Origin of the sequence: Allobosea sp. TAB14, assembly GCF_052113865.1 — a bacterium.
Taxonomy (GTDB): domain Bacteria; phylum Pseudomonadota; class Alphaproteobacteria; order Rhizobiales; family Beijerinckiaceae; genus Allobosea; species Allobosea spartocytisi.
The window spans coordinates 1-10,842 of sequence record NZ_JBFRDQ010000146.1; the positions used below are offsets into that span (position 1 = coordinate 1).

Annotated in this window: 9 protein-coding genes; 4 read left to right on the plus strand and 5 right to left on the minus strand. The window is 66.2% G+C overall.

What is annotated here, in order from left to right; all coding sequences use genetic code 11:
• The 3 genes from AB4Y99_RS20025 to holA form a co-directional block, all read left to right on the plus strand.
• The coding region (locus tag AB4Y99_RS20025) for a class I tRNA ligase family protein (RefSeq protein WP_441524551.1) at positions 1–1,469 on the plus strand (1,469 nt) is incomplete at its 5' end.
• Complete coding sequence (locus AB4Y99_RS20030; protein ID WP_113254753.1) at positions 1,456–2,007, plus strand: LPS assembly lipoprotein LptE; 552 nt, start codon at positions 1,456–1,458, stop codon at positions 2,005–2,007. The genes AB4Y99_RS20025 and AB4Y99_RS20030, both read left to right, overlap by 14 nt.
• A gap of 6 nt (positions 2,008–2,013) precedes the next feature.
• Positions 2,014–3,042 (plus strand): DNA polymerase III subunit delta, encoded by a 1,029-nt coding sequence (gene holA, locus AB4Y99_RS20035; protein WP_112765098.1) that lies wholly within the window; start codon positions 2,014–2,016, stop codon positions 3,040–3,042.
• On the opposite strand, the gene AB4Y99_RS20040 is transcribed toward holA, so the two are convergent.
• The 5 genes from AB4Y99_RS20040 to mnmE form a co-directional block, all read right to left on the minus strand.
• Positions 3,043–3,924 carry a ParB/RepB/Spo0J family partition protein gene (locus AB4Y99_RS20040; RefSeq protein WP_441524552.1) on the minus strand — a complete coding sequence of 294 codons (882 nt, stop codon included), beginning with the start codon at positions 3,922–3,924 and terminating at the stop codon, positions 3,043–3,045.
• A 33-nt stretch (positions 3,925–3,957) separates the two neighbouring features.
• On the minus strand, positions 3,958–4,788 hold the full coding sequence (locus tag AB4Y99_RS20045; protein ID WP_038359513.1) for a ParA family protein: 831 nt from the start codon (positions 4,786–4,788) through the stop codon (positions 3,958–3,960).
• A complete protein-coding gene (rsmG, locus tag AB4Y99_RS20050) occupies positions 4,785–5,399 on the minus strand; it encodes a 16S rRNA (guanine(527)-N(7))-methyltransferase RsmG (protein WP_441524553.1) in 615 nt (204 codons plus the stop codon). Before rsmG ends, AB4Y99_RS20045 begins: the two co-directional genes overlap by 4 nt.
• 29 nt (positions 5,400–5,428) lie before the next feature.
• The gene (mnmG, locus tag AB4Y99_RS20055; RefSeq protein WP_441524554.1) at positions 5,429–7,315 is read right to left on the minus strand and encodes a tRNA uridine-5-carboxymethylaminomethyl(34) synthesis enzyme MnmG; all 1,887 of its coding nucleotides are present in this window, start codon (positions 7,313–7,315) and stop codon (positions 5,429–5,431) included.
• Between the two features lie 68 nt (positions 7,316–7,383).
• Positions 7,384–8,697, minus strand: a complete 1,314-nt coding sequence (gene mnmE, locus AB4Y99_RS20060; protein WP_441524555.1) for a tRNA uridine-5-carboxymethylaminomethyl(34) synthesis GTPase MnmE — start codon at positions 8,695–8,697, stop codon at positions 7,384–7,386.
• A 32-nt stretch (positions 8,698–8,729) separates the two neighbouring features.
• On the opposite strand from mnmE, the gene AB4Y99_RS20065 reads away from it, so the two are divergent.
• Complete coding sequence (locus AB4Y99_RS20065; protein ID WP_441524556.1) at positions 8,730–10,733, plus strand: thioredoxin domain-containing protein; 2,004 nt, start codon at positions 8,730–8,732, stop codon at positions 10,731–10,733.
• Positions 10,734–10,842 lie beyond the last annotated feature (109 nt).

Below are 10,842 nucleotides of genomic sequence, written 5' to 3' on the forward strand. Positions count from 1 at the left end.
GCCGGATGATCAATTCGCGCTTCCTCGACGGCAAGACCATTGCCGAGGCGAAGGAAGAGGTTGCGCGCCGTCTCGAGAGCGAGATCCGCGGCAATCGCCCCGTCGGCCAGCGCAAGGTCAATTTCCGCCTGCGCGACTGGGGCATCTCGCGCCAGCGCTATTGGGGCTGCCCGATCCCGATCATCCATTGTTCCGACTGCGGAACGGTGCCGGTTCCGGATGCCGATCTGCCGGTGAAGCTGCCTGATGACGTCTCCTTCGACAAACCGGGCAACCCGCTCGACCATCATCCGAGCTGGAAGCATGTCGCCTGCCCGCAATGCGGCAAGCCGGCGCGCCGCGAGACGGACACGATGGACACCTTCGTCGATTCGTCCTGGTATTTCGCCCGCTTCACCGATCCGTGGCGCACCGAGAGCCCGACCGACCGCAAGGCCGTCGACCGCTTCCTGCCGGTCGACCAGTATATCGGCGGCGTCGAGCACGCGATCCTGCACCTGCTCTATTCGCGCTTCTTCACCCGCGCCATGAAGAAGACCGGCCATGCCGGGCTGGATGAGCCCTTCGCCGGCATGTTCACGCAAGGCATGGTCGTGCACGAGACCTATCGCGCCGCGAATGGCGACTGGGTCGAGCCCGGCAATGTCCGCATCGAGGTCTCCGGCACCGACCGCCGCGGCTTCGACGTCGAGACCGGCGCCCCGATCGAGATCGGCCCGATCGAGAAGATGTCGAAGTCCAAGAAGAACGTCGTGGACCCCGACGACATCATCGCCTCCTACGGCGCCGACACGGCCCGCTGGTTCATGCTCTCCGACTCGCCGCCGGATCGCGACGTGATCTGGACTGACGAGGGCGTGCAAGGCGCCGCCCGCTTCGTCCAGCGCCTCTGGCGCCTGATCGGCGAAATCGCCGAGCGGACCCACGGCAAGGCCGGGAAACCGGCTCAGATCGGTGACGTGGCGCTGGCGCTGCGTAAGGCGAGCCATCGTGCGCTCGATGCCGTCGGCGCCGATATCGAGCGCCTCGCCTTCAACCGCTGCATCGCCCATATCTACACGCTGACCAACGCCATCGGCAAAGCGCTCGACGCTGCAGCCGAGAAGCCGGCGCTCGACGCCGATATGGCCTATGCGCTCCTTGAGGCTGCCACGATCATCACCCAGCTTGTCGCGCCGATGATGCCTCATCTGGCCGAGGAATGCTGGCACGCACTCGGCCAGCCCGGCCTCGTCGGCGAGGCATCCTGGCCCAACGCCGAGCCCGCCTTGCTGAAGGACGACAGCATCACCCTGCCCGTCCAGCTCAACGGCAAGAAGCGGGCGGAGGTGACTGTTCCAGCCGATGCCGATACCATGGCGGTGGAAGCTGCTGTTCATGCCAACGAGGCGGTTCAGCGGGCCCTGGAAGGCCGTTCCATCCGCAAGATCATCGTGGTTCCCGGGAGAATCGTGAATGTCGTCGTCTGAGACTGCGGCGCGAATCATCAAGCCGAGCCGCCGCGGCCTGGCTCTGGCCGCAGCGCTGGGCATGGCCGCGCTCGCCGGCGGCTGCTTCCAGCCGCTCTATTCGGAGTATACCGCGAGCACGGTCGGCGGCAGCGTCAAGGGCGCGCTGCGTAGTATCGAATTTGCCGAGCTCAAGGGCCTGATCGGGCATTATCTGCGTAACGAACTGGTCTTCGAGTTCGACGGCGGCAATGAGCCGGATGCGCAGAAAACGCTGAAATTCGACTCCGCCCTGGCCGAATCGGTCGAGGTCGTCACCGTCGATTACGCCAACGGCCGCGCTGATTCGGCTGTGCTCGTCGCCACCGCGACCTGGAAGGTGACGCGGATCGGCACGGGCGAGGTCGTCTCCTCCGGCACCAACTCCGTGCGCGAGCCCTATGAGCGTTCCTCGCAGCGCTTCGCCACGGTTCGCGCCGCCCGCGACGCCCAGATCCGTGCTGCCAAGAACCTCGCCGGGCTGATTCGCGGGCAGATCTCGGCCGATCTCACCTCCTGATCCGCCATGGTCGCGATCAAGGCGCATGAAGCCGACCGAACGCTTGCGCGCCTCGACCCCGCCTGGCGGTTGATCCTGTTCTACGGCCCGGATGCCGGCCTCGTTTCCGAGCGCGCCGGCAATCTCGCCCGCAAAAGCGTCGACGACCCCAACGACGCCTTCCAGCTCATCCGCATGGATGGCGACGCCGTCGCGGCCGACCCGCTGAAACTCGTCGACGAGGCCAACACAATCGGCCTGTTCGGTGGCCGCCGCGCCATCCGCGTCTCGCCGACGTCGAAACCGCTTCTTGCAGCCGTCGAGCCGCTGCTGGCCACGCCTTCGCAGGACGCGCTCGTCATCATCGAGGCCGGCGACCTGCAGCGCTCCAACCCCTTGCGCACTGCCTGCGAGAAGGCCAAAAGCGCGCTCGCAGTGCCCTGCTATGGCGACGCCGCCCGCGATTTGGGCTCGATCATCGACGAGATGATTCGCACCGCCGGCAAGACCATCGACCGCGGCAGCCGCGACCACCTCGCAGGCCTGCTCGGCGGTGACCGCCAGACGTCGCGGCGCGAGATCGAGAAGCTCCTGCTCTATGTCGGCAACGATCCCTCCGTCACGGAGGCCCATATCGACGCCATCGTCGGCGACACCGCCCAGCGCGAGCAGGCCATGCTGGTCGATGCCGTCTTCGCCGGGAAGCTGCCAGTGCTCGACCTGGCGCAGGCCAAGCTTTTCAGCGAGGGGCTCGATCCCGGCGTGATGCTCGGCGCCGTGCTGCGGCAGGCCCTGGCTCTGCTCAAGGCCCGGCAGAGCGTCGATGCCGGACGCGGCGTCAAGGATGTGGTCGGCACCATGCGGCTGCCCTATCCGCGCATCGCCACCACCGAGGCCGCGCTCAACGCCTGGACCAGCGCCAGATTGACCGAGGCTGTTGCCCTGCTCGGCAACGCGGTCCTTGCGACCCGCCAGAACAGCGAAACGGGCCGCGCGACCGCGACCCGTGCATTGTGGACACTCGCTCGCCTCGGCCGCAATGGCCGGGCCGATTGATCAGGCCTTCAGCCGGCGGCAGAGCGCGTCGAGCTGCTCCAGCGTCCTGTAGGCGATCTTGACCTCGCCCGCACCGCTGGGGCGATGGCTGATGACGACGGAAAGGCCGAGGGCCTCCTCCAGCGCCTTTTCCAGGGCGCGCGTGTCCGGATCCTTCTCGGGCTTCGGCTTTGCGGCGACGGCGCTCTTGGTCTCGCCGCGTGCTTCATCCTGAGCGATGCGCTCGATATCGCGGACGCTAAGCCCCTGTTCGACAATCCGTTTCGCCATCAGTTCCGGATCCGAAACAGATAGCAGCGCCCGGGCATGGCCGGCCGAGACGGTGCCTCCGCTGACCAAGGCGCGCACCGGCTCCGGCAGCTTCGACAGCCGCAGCGTATTGGCGACATGGCTGCGGCTCTTGCCGATGACCCGCGCCAAATCGTTCTGGGTATAACTGAATTCGGCGATCAGGCGCTCATAGCCCGCCGCCTCTTCCATCGGGTTGAGGTCGGAGCGCTGGACGTTCTCGACGATGGCGATCTCGAGCGCCTCACGATCATCGGCTTCGACCAGGATCACCGGCACATCGTGTAGCTCGGCCCGCTGCGCCGCCCGCCAACGCCGTTCTCCGGCGATGATCTCATAGGCATCGAGCATCCCCGGGATCGAACGCACGATGATCGGCTGCAGGATACCGCGCTCGCGGACCGAAGCCGTGAGATCGTCGAGCTCCTCTTCCGCGAAGTTGCGGCGTGGATTGCGCGCGCTCGGCCGCAGGAACTCGACCGGCACGCGGCGCTGGCCACGGGCCCGCTCGATCGCGCCGATTTCCTCGCCGACATCGCCGATCAGCGCCGCCAGACCGCGGCCAAGGCGGGAACGCCCCTGTTCTTCGGCCATCGCCATTCCTGTCAACCTCTGCGTTCTTGACTGTTAGGCCGCGGCGCGCAGGGTGCGCTCGCGCTTGATCACTTCCGAAGCCAGGCGCAGATAGGCCTGCGACCCCGAGCAGCGCAAATCATAGAGCAGCGCCGGCTTGCCATAGGACGGCGCCTCCGAAATCCTTACATTGCGCGGAATCACGGTCTCATAGACCTTATCGCCGAGGAAACTCCTCACATCGGCCATGACCTGTCCGGACAGGTTGTTGCGCGGATCGAACATCGTCAGCACCACGCCCTGGATGATCAGCCGCGGATTAAGCCCGGCCTTGACCTGCTCCACCGTCTTCAGGAGCTGACTGAGGCCTTCGAGCGCGAAGAACTCGCATTGCAGCGGCACCAGCACTGCATCCGCCGCCGTCATCGCATTGATCGTGATCAGGCTGAGCGAGGGCGGGCAATCGATCAGGACATAGGTCAAATCCTGGCAGCGCTGATCATAGACCAGCTCGTCGATCGCCTTCTTGAGGCGATGCGCGCGGTCCTTGGCCGAGGCGATCTCGAGCTCGACGCCGAGGAGGTCGAGCGTCGAGGGCGCCAGCGACAGCCCGGGCACCGCCGTCGGCTGCAAGGCCTGCCCGAGCCCGACATCGCCGCAGAGCACGTCATAGGTCGAGGATTTGCGGCTGCGCCGGTCGACGCCAAGACCCGTAGAGGCATTGCCCTGCGGGTCGAGGTCGACGATCAGCACCTTCTCRCCGATSGCSGCSAGCGCCGTGCCSAGATTGATSGCSGTCGTCGTCTTGCCGACGCCRCCCTTCTGGTTTGCGAGCGCGATCACGCGCGGACGGCGCTGCGGGATCACGGATATGACGTCTGTCATGGATCGGCTCGTCTCTCGGCCGAGCGAACCATCAGGATTCGCGCAGCGTCGTCGGTCACGGAAGAAACGGTTGTTGCTTGAATCTTCCAATATCTGGCCGAGTCGGTCAATTCCGTATCTAGATGTTGTCCCTTGGGAAAGAGTCCAAGCGCACCGGTTCTCAACAGCTCTTCGCACCAGCCGAGCAGTTGAACAAGCGGCGCGAGCGCGCGGGCCGTCACTACATCGACCTTGCCGGCGAAGCCGCCGACCGCATTCTCGATCCGCGCATTGTGAACCTTGACCCGTGCCCCGGTGACCCGCGCCGCATGACGCAGGAAGGCGCATTTGCGGGCATTGCTTTCGACGAGGTCGATCTGGCCGATGCCACGTTCGGCCAGGCAGATGCCGATGACGAGGCCCGGAAAGCCCCCGCCCGAGCCGAGATCGAGCCAATGCTCCCGCTCGGAGGCCAGATTGAAGAGCTGGAGCGAGTCGGCGATGTGCCGTGTCCAGACGTCCCCCAGAGTGGCCGAGGAGACCAGATTCTTGGCGGCCTGCCAGCGCTCCAGCTCCGCCACCAGCGCGGCGAGGCGTTCCTCTGTTTCACGTGAAACAGGCGTCAAGCGCAAAGCGCGCTGCCTGTCGCTCTTATCAACAGTCACGATACGCCTGTGGATAAATTCGCCGCGCGGCTTTTGCGGGCATGCGCCGCCAGCAAGGTCAGGGCCGCCGGCGTCATGCCCTCGATTTTTCCGGCCTGTGCCAGATCGGCGGGCCGTACCGCAGCGAGCTTCGCCTTGAGCTCGTTCGACAGGCCCGAAATCGTATCGAGATCGAGATCCGTCGGGACTTTCAGTGCCTGGTCGCGGCGATAGGCCTGGATCTCCGCCGCCTGCCGATCGAGATAGACCGCATAGACGGCATCGGCCGTCACGCGGTCGGTCACGGACGCGGAATGGGCCTGAAGCTGCGGCCAGATCGCGGCCAGCTGCTCGAAGGTAACGTCCGGATAGGACAGGATCTGATAGGCGCTGCGCCGCAAGCCGTCGCGGTTGAGCTGTATCCCCCCGATCTGCGCCTGCTGCGGCGTGAGCTGCAGCCCCTGAAGTTCAGAACGCAGAGCTTCGATCGCGCCGTTGCGTGCCTCGAAAGCCGCCAGCCTGGCCGAACCGACGATGCCGAGCTCCGTCCCGAGCATCGTCAAGCGCTCATCCGCATTGTCTACCCGCAGCGACAGGCGGAATTCCGCGCGCGAGGTGAACATTCGATACGGTTCCGTAACGCCATGCGTCACCAGATCATCCACCAGAACGCCGATATAGGATTGCGCCCGGTCGAAGACTGCCGGCTCCCGCCCGCTCGCGCGGCGTGCCGCATTCAGGCCGGCCAGCAATCCCTGGGCCCCGGCCTCCTCATACCCCGTCGTACCGTTGATCTGCCCGGCCAGGAAGAGTCCGCCAATGGCGCGTGTCTCCAGGGTGTTGTTCAATGCGCGCGGATCGATGAAGTCGTACTCGATCGCGTAGCCCGGCCGCAGCATCGCTGCTCGTTCCAGACCCGGAATGGTCTTGAGCAGGTCGCGCTGAACATCCTCCGGCAACGAGGTCGAGATACCGTTGGGATAGACGGTGTCGTCGTCGAGACCTTCCGGCTCGAGAAAGATCTGATGGCCGTCGCGGTCGCCGAAGCGGCCGACCTTGTCCTCGATCGAGGGACAATAGCGCGGACCGCGCCCCTCGATTTGCCCCGAGAACATCGGCGCGCGATGGAGATTGGCGCGGATCAGGTCGTGACCGGCCATGGTCGTGCGGGTGATGCCGCATGAAATCTGCGGATTGGTGATCTTCTCGGTCAGCGCCGAGAACGGCTCGGGCAATTCGTCGCCGGGCTGCATCTCCAGCGCCGCCCAGTCGATCGTGCGGCCATCGAGGCGGGGAGGGGTGCCGGTCTTGAGCCGGCCCAGCGGAAAGCCATGGCGCTCCAGCGTCGCGGAGAGGCCGAGTGACGGCGCCTCCCCGACGCGCCCCGCCGGAATCTTGGTTTCCCCGATATGAATTAGTCCGCGCAAAAACGTCCCGGTCGTCAGCACGACCGTTCCGGCTGCGAATCGACGTCCATCGGCGAGCAGAACCGCGGCGACTCGATCGCCCTGGACCTCGATATCGAACGCGTCACCGGCGATGACATCGAGATTCGGCTGCTCCGCCAGCAGATCCTGCACCGCCAATCGGTAGAGCTTGCGGTCGGCCTGAGCCCGGGGACCGCGTACCGCCGGCCCCTTGCGGCGGTTGAGCATGCGGAACTGGATACCGCCGCGATCGGCAGCGCGCCCCATGATGCCGTCGAGCGCGTCGATCTCGCGCACGAGATGCCCTTTGCCGAGCCCGCCGATCGCCGGGTTGCAGGACATCACGCCGATCGTTTCGGGCTTGTGCGTCACCAGCGCGGTCCGCGCGCCGAACCGCGCCGCGGCCGCAGCGGCTTCCGTCCCGGCATGGCCGCCGCCGACGACGATGACATCGTAGGTTTGCGCGAGGGATGACATGGGTTTTCGCTAGCGAAGCAAAGGGTACCGGTCAATCGCCGATTGTACCACCGGACCCAGGACGGCCCTCACTTGCCGATGCAGAACCCGGCAAAGAGATGATCCAGCACATCCTCGACGCCAATGCGTCCCACCAGCCGCTCCAGCGCCATCACCGCAAGGCGGATATCCTCGGCCAGCAATTCGCTCGGTGCACCCACGGATTTGGTCGCGCGCTCCAGCGCGGCGATGGCGTCGGCGACTGCGATGCGGTGGCGCTCCCGCGTCAACAGCGCGGGCTCGCCTTGCCCGAGCCCGCGCAGATACTCCCCGATGGCCGCAAGAAGCTCCGGCAGCCCTTCGCCATTCTTCACCGAAATGGCGCGCTCTCCAGGCAGAACGGGTCCGCCAAGATCGGCCTTCGTCGCGACAGGGATCTGCGGAACCTCTTCCGCCGTCCGGTACGGCTCCGAATCGATCCCGCGCAGGCTGAGGACGAGGTCGGCACGCTCCACCAGTGCGCGAGCGCGCCTGACGCCCTCCACCTCGATCGGATCAACGCTCTCGCGCAAGCCGGCCGTGTCGATCAGGATGACCGGCAAGCCATCGAGATCGAGCCTGACCTCCAGTGCATCCCGCGTCGTCCCGGCGACGGGCGAGACGATGGCCACATCGCGGCGCGCCATCGCATTCAGCAGGCTCGACTTGCCGGCATTGGGCGGGCCGGCCAGGACGACGACGAAGCCTTCCCGTACGCGCTCGCCCATGGCGAAACTGCCGAGCGCCCCGCGCAGCGATCCCAGGACGCTAGCTGCGATCCGCATGGCCTCGTCATGCAGGGGCCCCTCGACATCGCCTTCATCGGAGAAGTCGATCTCGGCGGCTAGGAGCGTCATGGCTTCCAGCAGTTGCGTGCGCCATTGCCCCGCTAGGACGCCGAGCGCGCCGTCCATCTGGCGCAAGGCCTGCCGCCGCTGCCATTCCGTTTCCGAATCGATCAGATCGGCGAGACCCTCCACCGCCGCCAGATCGAGCTTGCCGGCCTCGAAGGCGCGACGGGTGAATTCGCCGGCTTCCGCCAGCCGCAAACCCGGTAGTGCCGTGAGATGTCGCAGTAGTGCCGCAAGCACCGCACGCGAGCCATGTATATGAAATTCAACGATATCTTCGCCGGTAAAGCTGGTAGGGCCAGGGAAGAACAGAACGAGTCCTCGGTCGATCAGCTGGCCCTCGGCATCGCGGAGCACCCGCAAGGTCGCCAGCCTTGGCGGAGGTATGATCCCTGCCGTCGTTTCGAGAGCGAATCGAACACGTGGCCCCGATACGCGCAGCACGGCGACACCAGCCCGACCGGGTGCCGAGGACAGCGCGACAATGGTAGATTGCGGGTCGTGACCGCTCATGGTGCCCACCCCGCGCCAGGAAGGACTGCCGCATGAACCGCCTCTCCGGCGCTGCCAGCCCCTATCTGCTCCAGCATCGCGACAACCCCGTCGAGTGGTGGGAATGGAGCCCGGAGGCCTTCGCCGAAGCCCGGCGCAGCAACCGCCCGGTGCTGCTCTCGATCGGCTATGCCGCCTGCCATTGGTGCCATGTCATGGCGCATGAGAGCTTCGAGAATGCGGCGACCGCCGCCGTCATGAACGAGCTTTTCGTGAACATCAAGGTCGATCGCGAGGAGCGCCCGGACATCGACCATGTCTACATGAGCGCGCTGCACAGCCTCGGCGAGCAGGGCGGCTGGCCCCTGACCATGTTCCTGACGCCGGATGGCGACGCCTTCTGGGGTGGCACCTATTTCCCGCCGGAGCCCCGCCACGGCCGGCCATCCTTCACGGCCGTGCTGCGACAGCTTTCCGCGATCTTCCAGCGCGAGCCGGAGCGAATCGCGAGCAATGCCGCGGCGATCCGTGAAGCGTTGCAGCGGGCCGAAACCGTGACGCTCGCCGCTATCGGGGAGCCGGATCTCGACCATCTCGCCGCGCAGATCGCGAGCGCCTTCGACCCGATCGATGGCGGCCTCAAGGGTGCGCCGAAATTCCCGAATGCCGGACTGGTCGAATTGCTCTGGCGCGCGGGAACCCGGCAGCCGGCTTCCGAAGCCGCCTTGCAGGCAAGCGTTCTGACGCTGGATCGGATGGCCCGCGGCGGCATTCACGATCATCTCGGCGGCGGCTTCGCCCGCTATGCCGTCGATGGGCGCTGGCTCGTACCGCATTTCGAGAAGATGCTCTACGACAACGCGCAGCTCCTGCCGCTCTACGCCCTCGAGGCGAAGCGCAGCGGAAGCGGGCTCGCGAGGGACGCGGCGGCGGGAATCGTCACCTGGCTCGAGCGCGAGATGCTTCTGCCGGAAGGCGCCTTCGCGGCCAGCCTCGATGCCGATTCCGAAGGTGTCGAAGGCAAGTTCTATGTCTGGTCCCTGGCCGAGATCACCGCGCTTCTCGGGCCGGACGATGCCGCGTTGTTCGCCCGGCATTACGACGTCACCGCCCATGGCAATTGGGAGGAAACCAACATCCTCAACCGGCTCGATACGCCGGACCCGGATGCCGAAACCGCGCTACGCCTCACCGCAATGAAGGAGCGGCTGCTCGCGGAGCGGGCTCTGCGCATACCGCCGGCGCGGGACGACAAGATCCTCGCCGATTGGAACGGGTTGATGATCGCCGCGCTCGCCCGCGCTTCCGGCTTGCTGGATCAGCCGCATTGGCTCGACCTCGCCAGAAGCGCTTACCGTTTCGTGGCCGAATCGATGGCGGATGGCAATGGCCTCGCCCATTCCTATCGCCTCGGCCGGCTGATCAGGCCCGGCTTCGCCCTGGATCACGCCGCCATGATCGATGCGGCCCTGGCCTTGCACGATTTGACGCTGGAGCAGCACTACCTCGAAGACGCGCGGCGCTGGTCGCGGCATCTCGATCGGCACTACCGGGATGCAGACACGGGCCTCCTCGGGATGACTCGGCCTGAATCCGGAGAGCTGCCAGTCCTACCGAGGCCGACTCACGACGACGCGGTACCCAATGCGCTCGGTGTCCATGCCGCCAATCTCGTGCGGCTCGCGGCCAAGACCGGCGCTCTGGCGGACAGGGAGCAAGCCCAGGCCTTGATGAAAGCCGCCTTGCAGGCGGCCGCGCGCGCACCGATGGCCCATGGCTCGGTCCTGAACGCCTACGATCTTGCTCGCAACGGCGTCGAGATCGTTCTGGCCGGGCCCCAGCGCGCGGCCTTCCACGCGGCAGCACGCAGCCTGCCCTATACGACGACGATCCTGATCGACTGCCCGGATGACGAGGCCTTGCCGCCGGATCATCCTGCTTCCGCCATGCTGCGACAGGCCGGGCGCGGCGCGGCCTTCATCTGTTTCGAGGGTCGCTGCCTGCCACCCGTCACGGATCCGAATCGATTGGCCGAGGCCATCGCCGACGGCCGATAGCGCTTGCAGGTTTAAGGACAGCCAAACGAAAACGCCGCCACTCCTGGCAGAGCGGCGGCGTCGGATCGAACGGGCCTGATTGGCTGGAACCAGCCGGTCAGGTGTTCAT